26 protein-coding genes are annotated in these 23,091 nt (G+C 32.0%); 11 read left to right on the top strand and 15 right to left on the bottom strand.

The genetic code is table 11. From position 1 onward, the window contains the following. Positions 1-655: ABC transporter ATP-binding protein (locus tag GBO31_RS21365; RefSeq protein WP_219010519.1), on the bottom strand; the 655-nt coding region annotated here is incomplete at its 3' end. After that, the gene (locus GBO31_RS21360) at positions 655-1,392 is read right to left on the bottom strand and encodes an MlaE family ABC transporter permease (protein ID WP_219010518.1); all 738 of its coding nucleotides are present in this window, start codon (positions 1,390-1,392) and stop codon (positions 655-657) included. The genes GBO31_RS21360 and GBO31_RS21365, both read right to left, overlap by 1 nt. A gap of 115 nt (positions 1,393-1,507) precedes the next feature. Between GBO31_RS21360 and pafA the strand changes: the two genes are divergently transcribed. After that, complete coding sequence (pafA, locus tag GBO31_RS21355; protein WP_219010517.1) at positions 1,508-3,178, top strand: alkaline phosphatase PafA; 1,671 nt, start codon at positions 1,508-1,510, stop codon at positions 3,176-3,178. Between the two features lie 79 nt (positions 3,179-3,257). On the opposite strand, the gene GBO31_RS21350 is transcribed toward pafA, so the two are convergent. From GBO31_RS21350 to GBO31_RS21305, 10 genes are all read right to left on the bottom strand, one after another. Further along, positions 3,258-4,643, bottom strand: coding sequence for a TlpA family protein disulfide reductase (locus GBO31_RS21350; RefSeq protein ID WP_219010516.1), 1,386 nt, complete (start codon positions 4,641-4,643; stop codon positions 3,258-3,260). A gap of 330 nt (positions 4,644-4,973) precedes the next feature. Then, positions 4,974-6,032, bottom strand: coding sequence for a flavin monoamine oxidase family protein (locus GBO31_RS21345; protein ID WP_219010515.1), 1,059 nt, complete (start codon positions 6,030-6,032; stop codon positions 4,974-4,976). A gap of 68 nt (positions 6,033-6,100) precedes the next feature. After that, positions 6,101-6,406 carry a carboxymuconolactone decarboxylase family protein gene (locus GBO31_RS21340; protein WP_219010514.1) on the bottom strand — a complete coding sequence of 102 codons (306 nt, stop codon included), beginning with the start codon at positions 6,404-6,406 and terminating at the stop codon, positions 6,101-6,103. An 18-nt stretch (positions 6,407-6,424) separates the two neighbouring features. After that, on the bottom strand, positions 6,425-7,171 hold the full coding sequence (locus GBO31_RS21335) for an SDR family NAD(P)-dependent oxidoreductase (protein ID WP_219010508.1): 747 nt from the start codon (positions 7,169-7,171) through the stop codon (positions 6,425-6,427). Between the two features lie 65 nt (positions 7,172-7,236). Continuing rightward, positions 7,237-7,800 (bottom strand): TetR/AcrR family transcriptional regulator, encoded by a 564-nt coding sequence (locus tag GBO31_RS21330; RefSeq protein WP_219010507.1) that lies wholly within the window; start codon positions 7,798-7,800, stop codon positions 7,237-7,239. A 78-nt stretch (positions 7,801-7,878) separates the two neighbouring features. After that, the gene (locus GBO31_RS21325; RefSeq protein WP_219010506.1) at positions 7,879-10,182 is read right to left on the bottom strand and encodes a chondroitinase-B domain-containing protein; all 2,304 of its coding nucleotides are present in this window, start codon (positions 10,180-10,182) and stop codon (positions 7,879-7,881) included. Between the two features lie 228 nt (positions 10,183-10,410). Beyond that, entirely contained in the window at positions 10,411-11,268 is an 858-nt protein-coding gene (locus GBO31_RS21320; RefSeq protein WP_219010505.1) for a glycosyltransferase, read from the bottom strand. Between the two features lie 26 nt (positions 11,269-11,294). Beyond that, the gene (locus GBO31_RS21315; RefSeq protein ID WP_219010504.1) at positions 11,295-11,816 is read right to left on the bottom strand and encodes a methyltransferase; all 522 of its coding nucleotides are present in this window, start codon (positions 11,814-11,816) and stop codon (positions 11,295-11,297) included. A gap of 88 nt (positions 11,817-11,904) precedes the next feature. Beyond that, positions 11,905-12,270 carry a group III truncated hemoglobin gene (locus GBO31_RS21310; protein ID WP_219010503.1) on the bottom strand — a complete coding sequence of 122 codons (366 nt, stop codon included), beginning with the start codon at positions 12,268-12,270 and terminating at the stop codon, positions 11,905-11,907. 73 nt (positions 12,271-12,343) lie between these two features. Next, positions 12,344-12,610: a recombinase family protein gene (locus GBO31_RS21305; protein ID WP_219010502.1), complete on the bottom strand. Its 267-nt coding sequence runs from the start codon at positions 12,608-12,610 to the stop codon at positions 12,344-12,346. A gap of 111 nt (positions 12,611-12,721) precedes the next feature. Between GBO31_RS21305 and GBO31_RS21300 the strand changes: the two genes are divergently transcribed. After that, positions 12,722-13,081 (top strand): hypothetical protein, encoded by a 360-nt coding sequence (locus tag GBO31_RS21300; RefSeq protein ID WP_219010501.1) that lies wholly within the window; start codon positions 12,722-12,724, stop codon positions 13,079-13,081. A 34-nt stretch (positions 13,082-13,115) separates the two neighbouring features. On the opposite strand, the gene GBO31_RS21295 is transcribed toward GBO31_RS21300, so the two are convergent. Next, positions 13,116-13,469, bottom strand: a complete 354-nt coding sequence (locus tag GBO31_RS21295; protein WP_219010500.1) for a hypothetical protein — start codon at positions 13,467-13,469, stop codon at positions 13,116-13,118. A 151-nt stretch (positions 13,470-13,620) separates the two neighbouring features. On the opposite strand from GBO31_RS21295, the gene GBO31_RS21290 reads away from it, so the two are divergent. The 9 genes from GBO31_RS21290 (at position 13,621) to GBO31_RS21250 (ending at position 21,581) form a co-directional block, all read left to right on the top strand. After that, positions 13,621-14,307 carry a TetR/AcrR family transcriptional regulator gene (locus tag GBO31_RS21290; protein ID WP_219010499.1) on the top strand — a complete coding sequence of 229 codons (687 nt, stop codon included), beginning with the start codon at positions 13,621-13,623 and terminating at the stop codon, positions 14,305-14,307. Then, entirely contained in the window at positions 14,300-15,967 is a 1,668-nt protein-coding gene (locus tag GBO31_RS21285) for a peptidase domain-containing ABC transporter (protein WP_219010498.1), read from the top strand. Before GBO31_RS21290 ends, GBO31_RS21285 begins: the two co-directional genes overlap by 8 nt. A 7-nt stretch (positions 15,968-15,974) precedes the next feature. Then, positions 15,975-17,327 carry an HlyD family secretion protein gene (locus GBO31_RS21280; RefSeq protein WP_219010497.1) on the top strand — a complete coding sequence of 451 codons (1,353 nt, stop codon included), beginning with the start codon at positions 15,975-15,977 and terminating at the stop codon, positions 17,325-17,327. Positions 17,328-17,330: 3 nt separating this feature from the next. Continuing rightward, positions 17,331-18,734 carry a TolC family protein gene (locus GBO31_RS21275; RefSeq protein ID WP_219010496.1) on the top strand — a complete coding sequence of 468 codons (1,404 nt, stop codon included), beginning with the start codon at positions 17,331-17,333 and terminating at the stop codon, positions 18,732-18,734. A 227-nt stretch (positions 18,735-18,961) separates the two neighbouring features. After that, entirely contained in the window at positions 18,962-19,363 is a 402-nt protein-coding gene (locus tag GBO31_RS21270) for a hypothetical protein (protein WP_219010495.1), read from the top strand. Positions 19,364-19,525: 162 nt separating this feature from the next. Beyond that, the gene (locus tag GBO31_RS21265) at positions 19,526-19,918 is read left to right on the top strand and encodes a hypothetical protein (RefSeq protein ID WP_219010494.1); all 393 of its coding nucleotides are present in this window, start codon (positions 19,526-19,528) and stop codon (positions 19,916-19,918) included. 47 nt (positions 19,919-19,965) lie between these two features. Beyond that, positions 19,966-20,673 (top strand): DUF4386 domain-containing protein, encoded by a 708-nt coding sequence (locus GBO31_RS21260; RefSeq protein ID WP_219010493.1) that lies wholly within the window; start codon positions 19,966-19,968, stop codon positions 20,671-20,673. A 42-nt stretch (positions 20,674-20,715) separates the two neighbouring features. Then, positions 20,716-21,225, top strand: a complete 510-nt coding sequence (locus tag GBO31_RS21255) for a GNAT family N-acetyltransferase (protein WP_219010492.1) — start codon at positions 20,716-20,718, stop codon at positions 21,223-21,225. Between the two features lie 53 nt (positions 21,226-21,278). Then, entirely contained in the window at positions 21,279-21,581 is a 303-nt protein-coding gene (locus GBO31_RS21250; RefSeq protein ID WP_219010491.1) for a hypothetical protein, read from the top strand. 17 nt (positions 21,582-21,598) lie between these two features. Here the strand turns inward: GBO31_RS21250 and GBO31_RS21245 are convergent, their stop codons facing one another. Both GBO31_RS21245 and GBO31_RS21240 read right to left on the bottom strand, forming a co-directional pair. Then, complete coding sequence (locus GBO31_RS21245; protein ID WP_219010490.1) at positions 21,599-22,336, bottom strand: nuclear transport factor 2 family protein; 738 nt, start codon at positions 22,334-22,336, stop codon at positions 21,599-21,601. 234 nt (positions 22,337-22,570) lie between these two features. After that, a partial coding sequence (locus tag GBO31_RS21240; RefSeq protein ID WP_219010489.1) for a T9SS type A sorting domain-containing protein occupies positions 22,571-23,091 on the bottom strand: 521 nt, incomplete at its 5' end.

The following is a 23,091-nucleotide window of genomic DNA, read 5'->3' as shown; positions in this document are numbered from 1 at the left end:
CCCATTCTAAGTGGCCATATCGCAGAAAAACAATTTTTTCTCCAATTTCCATCACAGAATTCATGTCATGGGTATTTATTATTGTGGTAATATCATTTTCTTCTGTAATTTCTTTAATGAGGTTATCTATAACAATGGCGGTTCTTGGATCTAATCCAGAGTTCGGTTCATCACAGAATAAATATTTTGGTCTTGTAACAATTGCCCTAGCAATGGCAACTCGTTTCTGCATACCACCACTAATTTCTGAGGGTAATTTGCTATTTGCATTTTCAAGATTCACACGCGCTAATACTTCATTTACTCGAACTAGCATTTCTTCCTTCTTCTGTTTTGTGAACATCATCAAAGGAAACATTACATTTTCTTCTACAGTCATGGAATCAAACAATGCACTTCCCTGAAAAACCATTCCCATTTGTTCTCTCAGATCCCTTTGCTGTTGCTCGTTTAGCTCAGAGTAAGTGGCACCATCATAACAGATACTTCCTTGTTCGGGAGTAAATAAACCCAGCATGCACTTTAGGAATACTGTTTTTCCACTCCCACTAGTACCAATAATTAAATTGGTTTTTCCTCTCTCGAATGTAGTGGTAATTCCTTTTAAAATCTCTTCTCCATTAAACCCTTTATGTATATCTTTTACTTCTATCATTAGCTTAACAATAATTGAGTTAATACATAATTAGCAATAATAATTACTACCGTAGTCCATACAAATGCTGATGTACTTGCTTTACCAACACCTAAAGCTCCACCTTTCATATAATATCCATGAAAGGAAGGAATAGTCGCAAGTAAAAATGCAAAAATGGTCGTTTTAATAAACGCATACACTAAGTGATATGGAATAAATTCTTCTCTAAGTCCAGCCAAAAATTCGGTACCGGATACAAAACCTCCATATACACCTGCTATATAAGCTCCAAATATTCCAACAAACATAGCAATGGCTATCACAAAAGGATACATAAACATGGCAATGACCTTTGGAAAAACCAAATAGTTAAGAGAGTTAATCCCCATAACCTCTAATGCATCAATTTGTTCGGTAACTCGCATGGTACCAATACTGGATGTGATATAAGATCCAACTTTACCGGCCATAATAACGGATAAAAAAGTAGGAGCAAATTCTAATATAACTGATTGTCTCGAAGCAAACCCTATAAGTTGCTTAGGAATCAAAGGATTGGTGAGATTAAGTGCTGTTTGAATGGCAACAACCGCTCCAATGAAGAAGGCTAAAAATACTGTAATACCCAATGATCCAAGGATAAGGTCGTTTATTTCTTTGAAAATCAAGTTTCTAAGAACAGATCCTTTCGTCATACGACTAAAAACACCTCTTAACATTATAAAATAGCGACCTATATCGTCTAGATAAAACATATATTCTTCATTAGAAGGGCTAAAATAGAAAAAAAATCAGCGACAGCATTTAACCTTCTATTAAAGTTTTACATTTGCCTAAATGGTATTTTTGCCAACCAAAGGAAAATAAGAAATGATAAAGAAGTTCTTTGTAGGAATACTTTTTTTGGTGATCACAGTACAATGTACTACCAAAAAATCCGACACAGTAAATAATAATGGTGATACTGAAAAAACAATTTCAGTTCGTCCAAAATTGGTAGTTGGTATCGTAGTAGATCAAATGCGATATGATTACTTAACCAGATTCTATGATCGTTTTGGAAATGGCGGTTTTAAAAGAATGATTAACGAAGGTTTTAATTGTAAAAATAATCACTTCAATTACATCCCAACATATACTGGGCCAGGTCATGCTTCGGTATTTACAGGAACTACACCGCAAAACCATGGAATTATCTCCAATCATTGGTATGATAAGTTTGGAAAAGCAATGGTGTATTGCGCTAGTGATTCTTTAGTAAAAGCTGTGGGTTCTGATAGTGAAATGGAAAGAATGTCACCACGTCGTATGAAGACAACAACTTTCGCAGATCAAAATAGATTGCATACCCAATTAAAAGGAAAAAGTATTGGAATTGCAATCAAGGACAGAGGAGCAATTCTACCTGCTGGACATGCTGCAAACGGAGCTTACTGGTTTAGGGGTAAAGATGAAGGTAAATGGATTACAAGTACCTATTACAGGAATGAATTGCCGAACTGGGTGCAACAATTTAATGATTCGGAAGCAGCCGAATCTTATTTTAAAGAATGGAATACTTTATATGATATCAATACATATGAAGAAAGTGGTGCTGATGAGAATAATTATGAGCGTGGTTTTAAAGGAAAAGAAAAAGCAACGTTTCCTTATGATTTGGCTACTCTCAAAGATAAAAATGCTGGATATGATATTATCAAAGGAACTGCCTTTGGAAATAGCTTAACTACAGATTTTGCAATTGCAGCTATTGATGGAGAATCCTTAGGGCAAGATGAAATTACTGATGTATTAACGGTTAGTTTCTCTAGTACGGATTATGTAGGACATAATTTTGGAGTAAATTCTAAAGAAGTTCAAGACACTTACTTGCGATTAGATAAGGATTTAGAACGTTTTTTTGGAGTGTTGGATTCCAAAGTCGGAAAAGGGAACTACACAGTTTTCTTAACTGCTGATCATGGAGCCGTACAAGTACCATCATATCTAAAAGAAGTTAAAATTCCTTCTGGTTATTTTGATATGGTAGAATTATCAGCAAGTGTAATGGAATATACTCGACAAAAATTTAAAGTAAAAGGTTTGATCGAGAAGATAGCCAATGATCAAGTATTTTTTGATTATGATGTACTGGAAAAAAACAATATAGATGCACAGGAATTACAAAAAATTATAGCGCATTACATTTTGCAGTATGATCAAATAGATAAAGTTTTTACAAGAGAACAATTACGTACAGGAACTTTTACAGAAGGAATTGGAGCACTTATTCAAAAAGGATATAACCAAAAGAGAAGTGGAGATGTAGTTTATGTTTTAGATCCCTCAACAATTGCCTATTCTAGAACTGGGTCTACACATGGCAGCGGATTAAATTATGATACACATGCACCTTTATTATTTATGGGAAAAGGAATAAAACAAGGAAGTACAACTAYAAGAACTCATATTCCTGATATTGCACCTACTATCTCAGTCTTATTAGGGATTACATTTCCTAATGGCGCTACAGGAGATGTGTTGTCTTTTGTATTAGAGTAAAAGATAAGAATTATCAATAAAAACCCCTTATTACTAAAATAATAAGGGGTTTCTTTTGTAATGATATTATATGTTTTTGTTATAGTTTTAATTCCTTAAAAAGTTCAACTAATCTTGGATCTGAAGGTCTTGGAGCATCGGCATTTACAATTTTACCTTCCGTATCTATAAGAATAAACCTTGGAATTCCTTTAATATCATAATCTTGTACAAACTTAGAACCCCAACTGTTATCAGCAAACAATTGAATTCCGGAAAGTTCTTTTTCTTGTATCATCGTTTTCCAAGCATCATGATCTTTCTTGCGATCTACAGAAATACTAACAAATTTTATCTTCTCATCATATTCCTTTTCCAATTTTTTTAACGAAGGAATTTCTTGTATACAAGGTTTGCACCAAGTAGCCCATACATCAATATATACATAATGATTCTTTAAATCTGCTAGACTTGTAGAACCACCTTTATAGTTTTCATAATCAAACGTTGGAGAATCTTTTCCCTTTGCTAGCAACTTTATTTTATTAAAACTTTTGGTAATTCTATTTTGAAAAGCTGTGTCAGTAGATTTTGCCATTAAAGACTTGTATATTTTTTCAGAATTTGGATTCCCAGCCGACATATAATACGTCATTTCATCCATAAGACTATTTCTAATATAGTCATTTTTAACATCAGACAATCCATTGATAAACGCTTCATAATAGGGAATACTATCTTTTGATGATTGTGCTCTCTTATCTCTACCATAACTAGAAGAAACTAAAAACCTGTACGCATTTGAAGTTTTGAAATCATTTTCATTTGTAAGATCGATATCCATTAACTCTTTTTCCAAAATAGCACTTGTTACTGTATCTAATTTACTAGAACCAGCAGGATTGTAATTTAAGTATTCATTTACATAAGCCAAATAATCATAGTTGTTATACCTTAATTGATCGCTAATAAAACTAGTATCTACAATTTTGCCACCAGTAAGTAATTCAGATAGGTCAGTTTTAAGAGAAAGTATTTTTTGCTTGAAATCTTTTGGATTTGATTTGTTTAAGCTATCTCTTTTTCCAATTGTTTCGCTAAATTTTTCTTTTACAAGATATTTATTAGCTAAATAACTATTAGCACTAGCTGCTTTACCAGTGTATTTTATAGATTCATCAAATTCTTTAGTGTCTATAGAAAGTGCAAGATCATCTCCTTTTTTTAAATAGATAGATGATGCTTCTTGACCAATAGAAAAACTATAATACCCATTTTTGGTAATATCAAGGGTGTCAGCAAAAGTTCCATCTTCTTGAATGTCGATTTTTTTAGAGAAATCATTTCCTCTTACTGAAAGTTTATCAGCGTTTTTATTGAGAACTTTTCCGGAAAAAATAACATATTCTATGGGTTTCGCTTTTTCTTCTGAACAAGAGGTTAGAACCAAGGCGATGATAAGAGTAAATAATATTTGAGCTTTCATAAATAATGATTTGTTGTTAAAAATAATATTTAATTCCAATAATGACGAATCTATATAGTTACTAACTAATCGAACAAATTATTGTTCTGTATATTGTGTATCCATAATTTCACTTTCATAATATATCTCATAGTATACATAGGCTTTGTTTCTTCAAATAGAAAAGCTATTATTCTTACGTTCTAATATAAAGGCTGTAAAAAGAAGAAATTAGCCATAAAATTTTCCAACTAATACGATTCATATGGATGATATATGGGTGCAATAATACAAAATAATTTTATTCAACTAAATATTTAGTTGAATAAAATATAAGCTACAGCTAAATCCTTAGAGTAGTGGAATTATTTTTTTAGATAGGTATTGTGCGCTTTTTATCGCGCCTTCCATGTATCCTCCATGTTCTGGAGATGTTTCTGTTCCGCCAATGAAGAGACTGTTATCGAAATACCCTTTTTGGTAATATGGATGTCCATTATTTTGATGCGGAAAGATGAATTCTGAGCTTGGAAAGGACGTATAAGGCTCATTTTTCCATAACACATCTTCATAAGCAAGATAATTCAGTGCATCATTTCCAAATAATTTCTCTAGTTGATTAAATACTTTAGATATTCTTTGTTCTTTGGAATATTCCGACATTCCGTTCTGAAGAAAACCTTTTAGAGCAAAGCGACTATTTTCTACATTTGAATGATCATAGAGTTCGGTTATGGGGCCAACATTGCTAAAAACAGTTCCAGAATATTGGTTTTCTTTCCAAAATGGTTTCTCATAAGAAATTCCAAATTTCACAGATTCACCCATCCATGTATGCGTTTTGTTTGCAATATCAACGAGTTCATTCGGTAATTGAGGTTGTATTTGAATAGTATTTAGCAAAAGTCTAGGCGGAAGAGTAGATACTACTTTCTTTGATTTGTATGAAGTAAGATTAGTTGTTATAATTAGTTCATCATTGCGATGTTCAATGCGAGTTACTTGTTCATTAAGTAACAATTCTGAGGTGTTAAGACAAGATGAGAGTTTATGAATAATAGTGCTAGTTCCATGTTGAATTCTATAACTAGGTTGTTGATTCGTAGGTAATTGAATTTTTTGCGGTGGAGCTGTAGAAAGTGGTTCAAAAAGAGCAGTACCTTCCATAAACTGTTCAAAGATTGGCAATTCAAGTTCTTCTAATAATTGAATTAAGTTTTGATGATGTACACCAAACCAAGTCGCACCCATCTCTATCGGAGTTTCATTCTTGGATGAGATAGTATGTATTCTTCCACCAACTCTATAATTAGCTTCTACAACTTTGACAGAAATACCACTTTTTTTTAATCTATAAGCTAATAATAAACCTGTGAGTCCAGCTCCGATGATGAGTACATCTGTTTTCATATGATTATAAATATAAAGAGTAAAACTCCTAAATTTTTAGGAGTTTTACTTACAAATCTAGTTCTGATTTATTCGTCCATCAAATGGGTTCCATGAACAACAGCAGCGCCCGCTCTTAATGCAGCTGAGATAAATGTTGCTTCTGCTAATTCTTCTTGAGTTGCACCAGCTTTAATAGCATTCTTTTTATGAATTTCAAGACAATAAGGACATTGAGTTGTCAGTGCTACGGCAACTGCCATCAGTTCTTTATATTTTACAGGAATAACTCCTTCTTGTAATGCAATACTATCAAAGGCCTGAAAAGCTTTCATTGCTTCTGATGCGTTTTTTCCTAAGGCACCTAATTTTTTTAGGTGGTTCATATCGTACATAGCCATTTTTTTAGTGGTTTAGTTTCTTCCTGCAATTACTCCTCCATCTGTATCCCAAATAGCTCCAGTAACCCATGATGCTTGGTCGGATAGAAGGAAAGTGATACTGTTAGCTACGTCTTGAGCAGTTCCGTTTCTTCCTATTGGGTGGAAATTATTAAATCCTACAAGTGCTTTTTTAGCTTCGTCGGCTCCTCCAAAAACACCATTATATACAGGAGTTTCCACTACAGCAGGTGATACTGCATTTACTCTGATTCCGTGATCAGCAAGTTCCATAGCTAAATGTTGGGTTAGAGAGTGCAATCCAGCTTTTTGCATAGAATAGGCAGAAGAAGGAGTAGCTTTTACTGCTTGTTTTGCCCACATAGATCCTACATTAACAATGGATCCGGTATTGTTTTCTTTCATTTTCTGAGCAGCAGATTGTGTGATAAAGAAAAACCCTCTATTTAGATCTTGATAAGAATCATAATCTTCTACCGTATGATCTAAAAATGCTTTTGGGCCAAAGATTCCTGATGCATTCACCAAATAATCCAAACGATCTAAATTGCCAATAGCACTGCGTAGTTCTTCTACATTACTCTTGTTGGTGATATCAACTTGATGTTTGATAATATTATCGCCATCTGCAATTTTAGAGGTATTTCTTCCTACCACATGTACAGTCGCGCCACCATTGATTAATGATTCTACAGTCGCTTTTCCGATTCCACTGGTTCCACCTATTACTAGTGCTACTTTGTTTTTAAATTGTGTCATTGTATATATTTAGTTTAATTAATAAATAGACAGACAAGTCTGTCTTTGTGTATTTAAATTTTTTTTTACTCTAAAATTTTTTTGCATAAAGATAAAGAAGCTTCTATAGGCCAAGTGTTCTGATGTAACTTACTTTCTGAAATTGCTCCTTCATATAATAAGTATACTTTTCTGGCCAGCATCATATTTTCTTCATCAGATTTCTGACTGTGATTTTCTGAAATCAATTCTTTGATAAACGCTATAAAATCGTTTTTCTGTTGTTGAATTTCTGCTCGTACCGTTTCATTTTCCTTTGGCATTTCTGTATACGTATTCAAACACCAACATCCATTAAAATCTTTTTGATCAAAAAATAGTTTTAAAAAATGGAATAGTGCATAAATCCGATTTTTTCCGGGAGTAGCTTTTTCTACAAACTCACCTATATCTTTGGTAAAAGTGACATTTTTAGATTGTAAATATGCAATACATATATCCTCTTTAGAAGGGAAATGATTGTACAAAGTTGCTTTGGCAATTCCAGCTTCTTTGATAATCTCATTAATTCCAGTAAGGTTGTATCCCTTACTATAGAATAAATTTGAGGCTGTTGTTACAATATGATCCCTAACTTTTGAGTGTCTCATGGCACAAATATATAAAAAAATCACAAAAGTAGACAGACTTGTCTGCTTTTGTGATTTGATTAACAAAATGATCTACTATTATTTTGATGCTGAGTAGCCCGCATATTTAGCCTTGAAAGTTAAAGGCTGTTTTGTGTTTACTTGTTCAATATTAGTACCTAATCTATCTCCAAAAGATTCTATTCTTCCAGAATTGATAAGGCTTATACGATCCATTGAGCTTATTGCCCATCCTGGATCTTCATATTTGATAGCTCTTCCTCCTTTCCCAGAATCAATAAATACTAGATTTTCAATATCTAATTTTTGAACTCCCCATAATAAGACAACACTTCCCAGATCTTTATTATTTACATTAACAAAAGTTGAATTTTTTAGTTCTAAAAATGGTCCTGTAGTACTTTCATCATTTCCCATTCTTAATAAAGAGATCGCGCTTCCCATTACTTTACTAAAATGACAATTGTCTATATTAATGTATTCTGCATTATAACGTCCTCTATTTTCATTTTCTCCATCCAGACTGATAGCATTCCCTGAGATATTATGAAAAATAGAATTTTTAAATACTATGGTATCGGCATACGTGTTTTTAAAAGCTCTAAAAGCAGTTTTCCTACTGGCATCAAAATTTTTGAACTCACAGGAGTTTACCTTTAGTTTGTAATGTTCGATCATAGGTTTTGAAGAAGTAGCAATGGCGGATTGGGCAATTCCATTTTCTGAGGAACCATCAAATACAATTCCATTTACAGAAAGACTTCCTCCATTATCTATAATGATCAAAGGTTTTTGAGACTCGTTTTGATCATATGTAAACACTGTTGGAGTACTGTTGTTTGTGGTAATAAGTACTATTGATTTGTTTAAAATAAGAGGTTCTGTAAATGTATATGTTCCAGGGTTTAATCGAATAGTATCTCCGGATGCTGCACCTTTAATGGTTTTAAATAAGATATCATTTTCATTTCCTGATATTTGAATTGCATTGGAGTTTTTATTAATGATTTGATAGTATTTTTTTTGTGGTGTATACCAATTTGGTCCAATTTCTTTTTTGGTAAATGGTAATTTAGGCTGATAGGATTCATTTTTGAATAAACCGTCCTTAGGATCTTTAGAGAATTTGATATCTTTTGTTTGAAATCCCTTATGCTGAAATCCTTTGTTTGCAGATACTACCTGATTTTCCGAAAAGGAAAATGTGTTATATTCAGAAATTAATTCAAAGACTTGTGCTCTATTTGGATGATAAAAGATGTTATTTGTAAATCTAATGTCTCTCGGAGGATCGGTTCGCTCATTATCCGCTCCAACACCAAACTGAATATGATCACATTCTAGAAATTTGTTTCCTATGATATCTGTGTTTTCTGCTCTATGATATCTGTTGATTAATGAATTAGGAACTCCATTCATAACGGGTAAAGCACCAAAAAAACGCTTTCCTTTTAATTCCTGAAAATGATTATTTTTAATGGTATGCCCTTCATTAATCACCCGAACACCACCAGTACCTGGTTTGTTGTTTCCTATAAAGAAATTATTTTCAATTAGATTTCTATTTCCATGTCTTAGAGCCAATACTCCAGCAGATTCATAAAACACATTATTTCTGACAATATTATCACTTGATTTTAAAGAGACAATTTCAACCTCTCCATCGCATTGCTCAAAGTAATTATTTTCGATTAGTGTCCTGGAAGGACTCAATGAATATGTGGATACACCAACTCTAAGGGTTTCTCCACCATTAGATCCTAAATTAGGTCTGTATCCAAAATAGTTATGATCAATTTGATGATGATTTTCTAAACTTTTTTTGTTATTCAATCGAACTACCAGTGTTACTCCTGCATTTAGTTTCCCGCCAAAATAACTATGATCCACTCGATTGTTTTGTCCATGTAAATGAATCCATTCGGATTTATCAAATCGATTTTTTGGATTAAAATGATCTATAGCTATTTCAGTAATTCTGCAATGATTAGCTAATTTTCCATCATTCGTTTTAAAACTGATCAGCGCATCTTCTTCGGTATAACCATTTGTAAAAACAAATCCTTTTATAATCAGATATTTTCCTCCTATTTTTAATGAGGTGTTACCTGAGAAAATAACCTTACCATTTTCTTCAGCTTTGATTGTTATGGGGTTGTCTTTTTCTCCAATTGCTGAGATTTCTAATTGCGCATCTTGCCAAACACCATTCTTCAAAATAATCTCATCTCCTGGTTTTGCTTTGGCTATTGCATCATTAAATTCTTGAATGTTGTTAATAGTTCGATCGCTAGCTCCTTGTTTTGTTTTGCCAGATTCCGTGCAAGAACTAATAATTAATAGAATTGCTATAAAATAGCTGTAGAATCCACTTTTTTTCATTTGTTTGTTTTGAAATATTTGTATTAAACATTTCCCATTAAACAGTAAAGTTGTCTAATGCTTCTGTCGAAGTGGATACCTAAAGTTGTGTGTGTGCAGGCAATATAGTTTAAATTTTACAATTACCAAGCTAGATTATGGATTAACTTAAAATAAAGATAGTTCTAGGATTTTAATTTTAAAAACTAGTTACTTAATAATATCAACAAAGTTGAATTAGTAAAAATGTTATTTGGATTTTGAAATTTTTCTCAACATTTTCTTCCAACGTAACTTGCGAATGAATATACCTTCTGAAGGTGTTACTAAAAAAGTCTTTTTTGCATTTTTTGCTTTTAGAAAACCATTGATATAGTCAATAATCAGTTTAGGTCTTTTTTTTAATAGTGCTAATTTTATCGAAGCAATCAATGTGATCAGAAAACCATATCTCATTCGATAAAATGCTTCGCCTTGCTTATATCTAGCTTTTGGATTATAGGTGTTTCCAGTGGGTTTCAGATGTTTTACCTGCAATGATTCGTCTGTTTTAATTTCCCAATCATGAAACTGAGCTAAAAGTTCATCGATAGTATCCCAACCCATTGCGGGTTTTAGACCACCAATATCCTCAAAACAGGCTTTTCGATAAGATTTTAAAGCTCCTCGAATATGATCTTTGTTGGTAAGATTTTCTAAGACCCATTCAGTATTTTTTTGAATGTAGCAGAATCCTCCAAACATTCCAATTTTTGGATTGTTTTTGAAATTTTTGACTAAGGTTTCCAGATAGTTTTTAGGAAAAATAAGGTCTGCATCAAACTTACAAATGATATCAAAGCCATTATCCAATGTCTTAAAACCTTGATGAAAAGCATTGATCACTTTACTTCCTGGCATGTGATCAGAAGAGGAATTGGTTTTTATCATGGATATATAAGAATATTTATCCATAAAATTTTGAACGATTGCTTCTGTGCTATCTGTAGAATTATCATTTACAACAACCACTCTTTTTGGAAGAACCGTTTGATCGACCAAAGATGCTAGTGTTTGACCGATTAGTAGTTCTTCATTATGTGCTGGTATGATGATATAGATGTTCAAAAATACTTGACTTGAATTGATGAATGCTATTTCCTTTCGGCGTATACAATATAATACCTAGGTGTAAAATATCTTAGTAATGGTCTAAAGCCAATTTTTTTAATTGGATGCGTCCATTTCTTTTTGGCTTTAATTTCCCAACCAGCYTTTTCCAAAAGCCAATCAAATTGCCAATCTTCGAACTCATGATAATGTCGATCCCAAGGATCTGTTTTACTTCTGTATGCAGGAGAAAACCAAAGTTTTAAAGGGATTGAGGCAACCAATTTGTTAGCTTTGATGTCTCTTAAGACATTGAAAGGAGCAATTAGGTGTTCAAAAATTTCAAAAGCTGTAACAACTTCTGCTTCACTAGTCGTAACAGCTTGCGTTTCGATATCAAGATCTTCTCCTGATGTATTACTGACCTGATATCCTTCTTTTTCCATGAATTCTACAAAAGGATTAGGAACACCTAAATCCAAAATTGTAGTTGGAGCGGTTATATGCTCCCGTAAGAATTCTAGAGTTTCTTTATATCTCTTATGAGGAAAAGTTCCTTCGTACATGTATTGGTATATTACAATCTTTTATATGCGATGTAAAAATAGACATTTACTAAGATTACAGGATGCGGATACTAAATTTTATTAAAACTCAGTTGATTTTTAGTTGGATTACAGTAGCAATAGACAATGCTCTTGTTTTCATAAGATTTGCTTTTTCTCCTTTAAAATTCTCATCTATTATAGTGGAAAACAATTCTAACCAAGTATCGAAATGAACTTTTTGCATTGCTTTTTTAGAGTTTAGATTTTGATGAATTTGGAGCACATTTTTTTTATAATCTCCCGTATAAAATAGTTGTTGTTCCCAGAAGTCCGAGATATGTGGAATGTGATGGTCTAAGTCAATTCTCGCTATTTCAGTAAAAAAAGGTCCTATCTTGGGATCTTTTAATGCTTTTTTATAAAATGTCCAAAGGATGTTTTCAATATCCTCACGTTTTGTAATATCCTGCATAATGCAACTGTCCAAAAATACCTTGATATATTGCAAAATTACAAGGTATCTGGACAAGTAAGATGGTTTTGGGTTATAATTTTTGTTTAGAAACAATCAAATCACGCAATTCCTGTTGTTTTTCTTTTTCAATCATTTTTTGATGTGCAAAAGCGAAAATGGCATTTTCTACAATTTCATTTTCTCTCTCTCCTGAAAGGATATAAGATATACTTGTTTTTGAATATTGCTTTTTGTTAGGACTATAAATTTTATTTTGATTTAAATATGCTTGTATTTTTTTTACGTGTTTACTTCCAATAACCTTTAAAATTGCAGCACGTTCTTCAGGTGTGATCATAAATAAGTTGGCTAATGTTGTTGGTATAAGTATCTTTGTGAATATAATGTTATCGTTTTGGTATACAATATTATATAAAATATTGGATATACACAAATAATAGTCAATATTTTGGATAAAAAAGATAAAATTTTAGATAGGGTTATCGTATTTGCGGCACATTTGGGAGTTAGCCTTAGAAGTTTTAGCCTTTCTATAGGGGCAAGCGCAGGTTATTTACACAGATTACAATCAGCAAATAGCAATATTGGAGGTGACTTTATAGAAAAGATTATACAATTGTATACAGAGATTAATCCGGTTTGGTTGGTAACTGGAGAAGGGGATATGCTAAAAGAAGGGCAAACTGTTCAWGAATCGACAGCTTCATATGGCAAGAAAGATCCCTTCAAACAAGTTTTACTCCAATACCTAGATGATAAAGATATTAGAGAAAAACTTGCCGAAATTGCCAATAATTCTGACCTATAATTTTAGATTTTACAGATCTCTTGAATAAGATTTTTTAAAGAATCTCCTTTGCTTCAATAGCTTTTTTGAGATCGACTTTTATCGAATTTAAGCTATTCAAAAACTTTTTACCATCTTTCCTTTTAATTGTAACGATGGTTTTTGATTTTTTTTCTTCTCTCTCGGTAATAACCGCTTGTAAACCCTTCAATTTCTTGAAGTTAGTTGTTCCTCCTTTTTTGATAATAAAATTTGTTTTAGGAAATAAAATGTGTTGATAGCTTTTTCCAGATGGTGAACCAATAGTTATCATATCTCCAACAGCGATTGAGTTAGAATCTAACTTTTTTGAGTCTTGTGCATGCATTATACTCATAGATAATAATGCAAGAAAAATTAATTTTTTCATGTGTATGTGTATTGAGTTAAAATTGAGTGATGTATACTGTAAATGTACAAGTATTTGAATTAACAATAAAATATAAACATTGGTTAAATAATAGTTAATGTATTATATGTTAATAGTAATACTATTAAATTTGAGGCAAATAGTTTTAATTATGAAATACATACTTCAAGACTTAAAAGTAAATATCAACAATAATATATATCTAAAAGATCCGGAATCTTCTGATTTAGGAAAGAAAATAGTAGAGTTTAGCATCCTTTTAATTGATGAAATAGGATTTGATAGTTTCACTTTCAAAAAATTGGGAGTTAAAATAGGTTCTAACGAAAGTTCGATTTATAGATATTTTGAGAATAAACATAAACTACTACTTTATTTGACTTCTTGGTATTGGGGATGGTTGGAGTATCAATTAGTTTTTACAACGAATAGTATTTCTGATCCAAAAGAAAAGCTTACCAAAGCAATTGAAATTATTACCCGAGCTACCAAAGAAGATTCTTCGTTTTCACATATTAATGAGGTATTACTTAACAAAATTGTTATTAACGAATATTCGAAGTCTTATTTAACCAAAGAAGTAGATAATGAAAATAAGGAAGGTTATTTTTCAATTTACAAAAGGCTAGTGAATAGAATTAAAGATATGATTATCGAAGTAGATAGTACATATCGATATCCTACAAGTCTGGCTAGTACAGTTGCTGAAGGAGCCTTACATCAACATTTTTTAAGAGATCACTTTTCGTCTTTAACCGATTGTGATGATACCATAACACCTACTACCTATTTTATTGATTTAGTATTTAATTCTTTAAATAATACAACTAATGGCTAAAAACATATTAACCGCTTGGCAACGTCTTATAGGTTTATTGAAGCTAGACAAAAGAGATATTCTCCAGATTTTTTATTATGCAATTTTCGCGGGATTAGTGAGTTTATCACTTCCTTTAGGAATACAAGCTATAATTAATCTGTTACAAGGAGCCCAAATAAGTACTTCCTGGATAATTTTAGTGATTTTGGTAACAGCAGGAGTGCTGTTTGTTGGAATATTGCAATTGATGCAAATCAGAATCATAGAAAATGTACAACAAAAGATCTTTACACGAGCATCCTTTGAGTTTACCTATAGATTCCCTAAAATAAAAATGAATGAATTAAGAAATTACTATCCGCCAGAATTAGCGAATAGATTTTTTGATACATTAACGATACAAAAAGGTTTGTCTAAAATATTAGTTGATTTCCCAACGGCTTTAGTTCAGATAGTATTCGGACTGTTATTATTATCCTTTTATCATCCATTTTTTATTATCTATGGATTATTATTACTGTTACTAATTTATGTTGTTTTTAAGTATACGGCCACCAGAGGATTAGAAACCAGTTTAGGAGAATCCAAAAGTAAATATAAGGTAGCTCATTGGATCCAGGAAGTAGCTAGGTCTATTGTAAGTTTTAAGTTATCAGGGCGAACAAGTCACGCACTAGATAAGAATGATACCTTGGTTGCAGAATATTTGGATTATAGGGAAAGCCATTTTCGAATTCTTGTGTTGCAATTTATACAGATGATAGGTTTTAAAGTGCTCGTTACTGCTGGGCTATTAGTCATAGGAGGGTTTTTGGTATTGAATCAGCAAATGAATATTGGTCAATTTGTTGCAGCAGAAATTATTATTATCCTAGTGATAAGTTCTGTAGAAAAGCTGATTGTCGGACTAGAATCTTTTTATGATATCTTAACTTCTTTGGAGAAAATAGGTCAGGTTGTTGATAAAGAATTAGAACCTCTGAAGGGAGAAGTGCCATGTAAAGAAGATCAGGGATTACGTGTAGAATTGGATAAAATTTCTTATAAGATACCTGGGAAAGATAAAAAGATAATAGATGATTTATCTCTTACCATTACCGAAGATTGTTCAATACTTGTTCAAGGATCTATTGGTTCTGGAAAGTCTACATTATTACAATTAATAACAGGCTTAATTGAACCTAGTGATGGTAGTATTTTTGTTAATGACATATCTCTTAAAGCTATTAATTTAAGTCAATATAGAGGTTATTTGGGACAATCTTTAGCTGCAGAATCTCCATTTGAAGGAACAATTTTGGATAATATAACTTTTGGTGATAAAACAATAACTACCGAAGAAGTATATTGGGCATTAGAGAATGTAGGCTTGCTTCAGTTTGTAAAAGAACAAGATAAAGGGTTGGCTACTATACTCTATCCAGAAGGGCGACAAATACCATATACAATTACCAAAAAAATACTGTTGGCTAGAAGTATTGTCAGTAAACCAAAATTACTCTTACTCAAAGACCCTTTAGATCAATTTCATGAAGATGAAGCAGCAAAAATAATGGACTTTCTAGTACATCCTTCAAATCCTTGGGCATTGATAGTTGTTAGTGAAAACAGTAAATGGGCATCCCATTGTGAGACAATTATCCAAATGAATAATGGTAAAATAGTAAGTAAAAAGTAAAAGAATCATGCTAAATATTTCAAATAATAAGTTGAATAGGTCTGTGGATATTTTAGGGTATAAAGCATCTCAGAAAGTGTTTGGTAAAGATCATTACAAGTATTTTAATCGATTTTTGCTTGCTTTTACAATTATAATGTTCATTATTCTGTTTTTTCCTTGGACACAGAACATTTCTGGAACAGGTTATGTCACTACATTAACACCAGATCAGAGACCTCAAACTATTCAATCACCAATTCCAGGTAGGATAGAAGAATGGTATGTTAGAGAAGGAGATTTTGTAAAAAAAGGAGATACTATTTTACGTATTTCTGAAGTGAAAAATGAATATTTTGACCCCAATCTTGTAGAAAGAACAGGGCAACAAATCAAAGCAAAATCCATGGCAGTAACTTCTTATGAAGAGAAAGTAAAAGCTTTAGGAAACCAAGTAAATGCTCTCACACAAGAGCGTGCATTAAAGTTAAAACAAGCTAGTAATAAGTTATTACAATCTAGATTGAAGGTAAAGAGCGATAGTATAGATCTTGAAGCAGCTAAAACGAATATTAGTATTGCTGAAAGGCAATATAATCGTACCGTTCAATTGGAGAGTGAAGGGCTGAAGTCACTAACAGATGTAGAAACAAAACGATTAAAACTTCAAGAAACACAAGCTAAGTTAATCTCTCAAGAAAATAAATTATTGGCAAGTAAAAATGATGTGATCAATGCGCAGATCGAGATGAATAGAATTCAGGCGGAATATGCAGAGAAGATTTCTAAATCAGAAAGTGATCGCTTTACTGCACAATCTAGCCAATTTGATGCAGAAGCACAGGTTACCAAATTAGAGAATCAATATACTAATTATGAAATTCGAAACGATTTATACTATATAAGAGCACCGCAGAATGGATATATCAATAAAGCGATACAGTCAGGTATCGGAGAAACTTTCAAAGAAGGTGATCGATTGGTCGGTATTATGCCTTCCGATTATGATTTGGCAGTAGAAACATACGTAAAACCTATTGATTTGCCATTAGTACATATCGGCGAAGAAGTGAGGATAGAATTTGATGGCTGGCCTGCAATTATCTTTAGTGGATGGCCCAATGTTTCTTATGGAACCTATGGTGGAAAAATTGTTGCCATAGAAACATTTATCAGTCCTAATGGAAAATATAGAGTTTTGATATCACCAGACACCAACGATCATGAATGGCCAGACGGAATACGTGTAGGTTCTGGAGCCAATACAATCGCATTGTTAGAAGATGTGCCCATTTGGTTTGAGTTGTGGAGACAGCTTAATGGTTTCCCACCTAATTATTATCAACCAGAAGATAAAGTAGCAACTACCGCAAAGAAATAATCTATGAACAAACTTTTGTTATTCAGTTTTCTTTTTTTCGCAGTAACAGTATTTTCACAAGAACAAGATCCTTTAATTCTTAGTTTTCAAGAGTATTTAGGGTTTGTGAAAAAACATCATCCTGTTGCAAAACAAGCGGAATTAACAATTAGTGTAGGAGAAGCAAACTTATTGAAGTCTCGTGGAGGTTTTGACCCTAAAATTGAAGTAGACTATGATCGAAAAGATTTTAAAGGTGATGAGTATTATGATTTACTCAATGCTACCTTTAAAGTACCTACCTGGTATGGAATAGAGTTAAAGGCAAATTTTGAAAGAAATGAAGGAATATTTTTAAATGAGGAGAGAACAGTTCCTGATGATGGATTGTATAGTGCTGGAATTTCGGTGCCTATTGCGCGTGGACTTTTAATTAATGAGAGAATGGCAGCACTCAAAAAAGCAAAGCTTTTTAGAGATCAAACCATGGCAGATAGAGATATTTTGGTAAACGAAATACTGTATGATGCCTCATTAGCATATTTTGATTGGTTACAGGCTTACGGTGAAAAAGAAATCTATCAAAACTTTTTAACGAATGCCCAAATGCGCTTTGAAGGAGTAAAGAAAAGTGCATTGGCTGGTGATAAAGCGATCATTGATACCGTAGAGGCTAAGATTACTGTACAAAATAGACAGCTAAGTTTAGAGCAAGCGAAAGTGAAATTGATGAAATCTGCACTACAACTATCTAATTATCTATGGATAGGAAATAATATTCCTGTAGAGCTACAACCAAATGTGATTCCTGATAATGATGTAGATTCTGTAATAGACCAAACTTTACAAATACAGCAAGCTATGGTGGCAGAGGTAGATTTAGTAAATCACCCCAAGCTACGATCATTAAACTATAAAATTGAAGGTTTAGAAGTAGATCGAAAACTAAAGGCAAATAAATTATTACCAAAAATCAATTTAGAATACAATTTTTTAACTGCGACACCAGAAGTTGCGAGTACTTTTAATAATGCAGATTACAAAGGAGGTGTAACCTTTGAGTTTCCACTTTTTTTACGAAAAGAAAGAGGGGATGTAAAATTGGCAAAATATAAAATACAGGATAGCCAATATGAGTTAGCAAGTGTGCAATTGCAGATCGAAAATAAGGTGAATGCAATTACGAATGAATTGGACTCCTTTAGTGCACAAAATAAACTTATCGCTGACATCGTAAGTGATTATACTACACTTTTGAAAGCGGAAGAGCGGAAGTTTAGTTTTGGTGAAAGTTCTTTATTTTTAATCAATTCTAGAGAAAGCAAACTGATCGATGCTGAGTTAAAACGAATTAAATTGCAGAATAAATATTTCAGTACTAAAGCAAAACTATTTAAGAATCTGGCGGTGAATCCAGAAAATTTATGATGCTATATTTTTAAAAGGGTATTCAGAAGACTGTCAGTTAGTTATCTCATATAGCTTATTTTTTACATAATTATAAGTCTTTTTATAACTGTATAAAAGGGAATATTCCCTATAATTGCAAAATGTATAAAAACGGKTATATTCCCCTATTTTTTAGAAAAGTAGGTATCTGTATTTTTAGCACAGGAAAACACCCCATACAGTAATTATTATAAAGAGTACTCGATATGTCGACCGCATTTTCTGTGATGGTTAAGCAAATTGTAAGTGAAAGTAGTACAGCGTCCATTCCCAATCCTGCTCGATCTGGATACTTTTGTGAACCCAGCCACTTTTTGTCCGAATTAATTCGATTTGTATCCATGATGCAAGTCATGAAAGTTGGTGTAGGTAGTGAAATTGCTTCTATAAAAAACGATTTAGAAATAGCCAATCAATCTCCTGTGATCACTAGATCCGATAATAGATTATACACTTTAATGGTAAAAGCTATTTATAGAATTCGGAGTATATGTGAGGCAGAAGGAGCTTCTGCAGAAAATGTAAAAGAAACAGAATTGGCCGAAACCTACGCATGGTCAGTAGCAGGTTGTAATTTATTCTTAGAATATTCAGAATCTATAGGATAGTTATTTAACATAATCATCTTATCTCTGTTCTTCTACTATTATTACTATATTTTATTCCTAATTGATGAAAAGAAGAAACATTTCTATTAGAGTGTCATAAAATATTTCAAATCTACTGAAACAATTTTAGCGCTAGCTCGTCATCTACACAAAGAGGTAGTTATGCTAAAAATCTCAAAACTAAGATCATATGCGTTGCGTGCTATGTATGCGCTTATCGCATTTGGTTTATTACTAACAATTTGGCCAGAAATTATAATCCCTGATCAAAGAGTAGCAGATCAGGATTCAGTAATTCAATCAATGTTGGGTGCGTTAGCTTTACTAGCATTAATGGGTATTAGATATCCTTTAAAAATGCTTCCAGTTCTTATCTTCGAACTAGTCTGGAAATTGATTTGGATAATAGGTTATGCACTTCCAGTTTATAATAACAGTGGTCTAGACGTATATGCCAAAGAAACATTTTTTGCTTGTATGATAGGAATCGTTTTGGTTCCTTTTGCAATTCCATGGCGATATGTTATTGAATATTATATAAAAGGAAAAAGTTAAAATAAACCCTTTTTCTATACTTGTAATTTAAATTATAGTTACCAATAATGAAAAAAGAAATTACACTTTCTAAATATGCTCGAATCGGAGGTATATTGTATCTGCTAATAATTATTCTTGGCGCATTTGGACAAATAGCAATTAGAGGATCTATAATAACAGAAGATGCTGTAACTACTTATCAAAACTTACTCGCCTCAGACACTTTATGGAGAATTGGTATTGTGGGTGATTTGTTAATGCATGCACTTGATATACCATTAATGATTATTTTATTTATGCTATTTAAAAGAGTGCATAAAAACCTTGCATTACTTGGTGTGTTATTCAATGTTATACAAACTGCCGTTTTGGTACTTAATAAAATGACACTAATCATTCCCTTAATTTTAATACACAATTCATCTTATGTCGATACATTTGGGCTATCTCAAATACAAGAATGGATATACTTATTAACGGATATACATGACTATGGTTTTGGTATTGGGTTGATATTTTTTGGTTTTGCCTGTCTTGTTTATGGGTACCTACTTTATCGATCAGCTTTTTTCCCAAAATTCTTAGGAGCATTAGTTGCCAATGCAGGATTATGCTACCTAATCAATAGTTTTGTTCTTATTTTGGCGCCTCAATATTCTGGGGATGTCTTTTTAATCCTTTTGTTTTCTCTTATTGGCGAACTGTCATTCTCACTGTGGCTATTGATTAAGGGAACAAAACAAGCTATTAATCCTGTTGAAATCAAATCATAGTAATTTGTATTTTTGATCAACCTGTTTTAATTACATAAAAAGATGAATCAAGAAGTTCTCTTAAGACCACTAGAATTATCAGATAAGTCAGTATTGGCGAAACTTGCTAATAACAAGAAAATATGGGATAATCTAAGAGATTATATACCTTTTCCATATAACGATGAAGACGCAGATTTTTTTATCAATCAAACGCAGCAAGAAAACCCACAACAAAACTTTGCTATCACTTTCAATGGAGAACTTTGTGGTGTTATTGGAGTGATTTTGCAACAAGACGTTTACAGAAAATCTGCTGAGATTGGCTATTGGATAGGAGAACCTTTCTGGGGAAATGGAATTGCCTCTCAAGCTGTTCGTTTAATAACAGAATATGGATTTAATTCACTAGACCTTCAAAGAATCTATGCAGGTATTTTCGAATTTAATATAGCATCTATGAAAGTACTTGAAAAAAACGGATTTGAAGAAGAGGGGATATTTAAAAATGCAATTTTTAAAAACGGGAAATTGTATAATGAACATAGGTTTTATAGACTAAAATCAATATAATTTTAAATCTCAACCAGTTTTTAATGTTGCAATAAACCTAGAATTTAGAGGATATGATCTATCTCACTATGTTAATTTTTGTAAAACAAGGAAAAGAAAGTATTTTTCATGAGTTCGAAGATTTAGCAATCCCATTATTACAAGAATATAATGGAAAGTTGATTTACAGGATAAGACCTACAAAAGATGTATATATTTCTTATGAAGAAGAATTGCCTTACGAAATTCATTTTTTATCCTTTGAATCAGAAGAAGACTTTGTAAGTTTTGCAAACGATAAGCGTAGAAAGGATTTTTTACATCTCAAAGAAGCTTCTATTCAATCTAGTTTTTTAGTAAAAGGAAAGAAATTATAACAATGTTATAAAATATTCTAATCAATAAAAGTTACGCTGTTAATTTGCCCATTTTTTATTTCATATATCGCAACTGCATTGATTGTTCTTCCTGCATTAACTTGAACTATTTCGCGATCGATAACAATTGCTCCCATTACGATACGTTTTTTTATGCTGCAATGTAAACTAGGTGTGTTTTTGAAAAGGGTATCATAGGTTAATGTAAGTTCGTTTTTACTTGACATTTTTAATCTATCTGGAAAATCATATACTTGGATATCTTTGGTGTAGGTGTTTATAAAAGCATTAATGTTACGTGAATTATAGGCTGCTAATTGTTTGTCAACAATAACCGTTGGATTTGAATTCTTAGTATCCTTACCTAATAGAATTGTCATTGATTTTATCTTACCTTTCTTAAATTTGTAAAAAACAATACGCTCAGTATTTTCAGAAGCAGTTTTTAAAAGTTCTTTGTCTATGATCACTCCATTAAAAATCATACGGTCTAAAAGCTTGATATTTAGGGTTTCATTTTCCGAAAATATATTTTGATAATAATCGCTTATTTCTTGAGTACCTTTTGCTATTTTTTTTCTTGGAAACATTGAAATAGTGGCTTTTTCATGAAATAAATTATTCATGATTGTTAGCTCTTTGGTCATAAAAGCTGTATGTTTTTCTTCCAAGGTAGCAAGTATCATTTCTTTTTGAGCTGTTAGTTTATTGCAAACAGTGATAAGTAATAATAGTAGATAAATAGAATTTTTCATGAATTACTTTTAGAGATGATTGTATATATAAATACTGATGAACAATAAAGTTAAATTTTTAATTCGATAAGAAAAATAAACATTTACTCTTAATATCAAATTAGGAACAAAGGTAGTTTCACGATAAAAGACAGTGTTTATGATTATAAAAATCATCTGAAATAAAATTAAGGCTGAATTTTTTGAGTTACCATAGAATCCAGCCTTGCTTGGTAAAATTTATGAAATCAAAATTTAATAGGAATCACTAATGATCTTTTTTACTTTAATTACTTTATTAGTTGGGCTTAATAACCTCAGAAAATAAATACCTCTAGGTAGGTTTGTAGCAAAATTGATATTGTTAGAAGAGTTTACTATAGGTTTGCTAAAAACTTCTCTACCATGAACATCTATGATTTGTATCTTGGTAATTTCAGTATTGTTTTTTGGTAATTCAATTGTTAAGTGTTTAGTAAATGGATTAGGATAGACAGACACATTTGTAAGTTCATCAAATCTTGTTCTGTTGGATAAACTTTGAGTAGTACCAGAACAAATTATTTCAAACTCCCTAATAGAAGACCAATTTCCTGTATATCCAGAAGCGCCAGTAATAGTTAACTTTACATATCGTACTGATTGTGGGGAAAAACTTCTATGGATTACGGAGCCACCAGATGTGTTGTTAGAAGCATCGGTCAACACAAAAAAGCCTGAAGTAGGAGAGATGCTAGAACCTTCCACAATAAACTGATATGCTCTGTTATTATAGG

Source organism: Aquimarina litoralis (assembly GCF_019295435.1).
Lineage (GTDB): Bacteria > Bacteroidota > Bacteroidia > Flavobacteriales > Flavobacteriaceae > Aquimarina > Aquimarina litoralis_A.
Note: the sequence above shows the minus strand (reverse complement) of the source record. Positions and strands in the feature narration are given on the sequence as shown.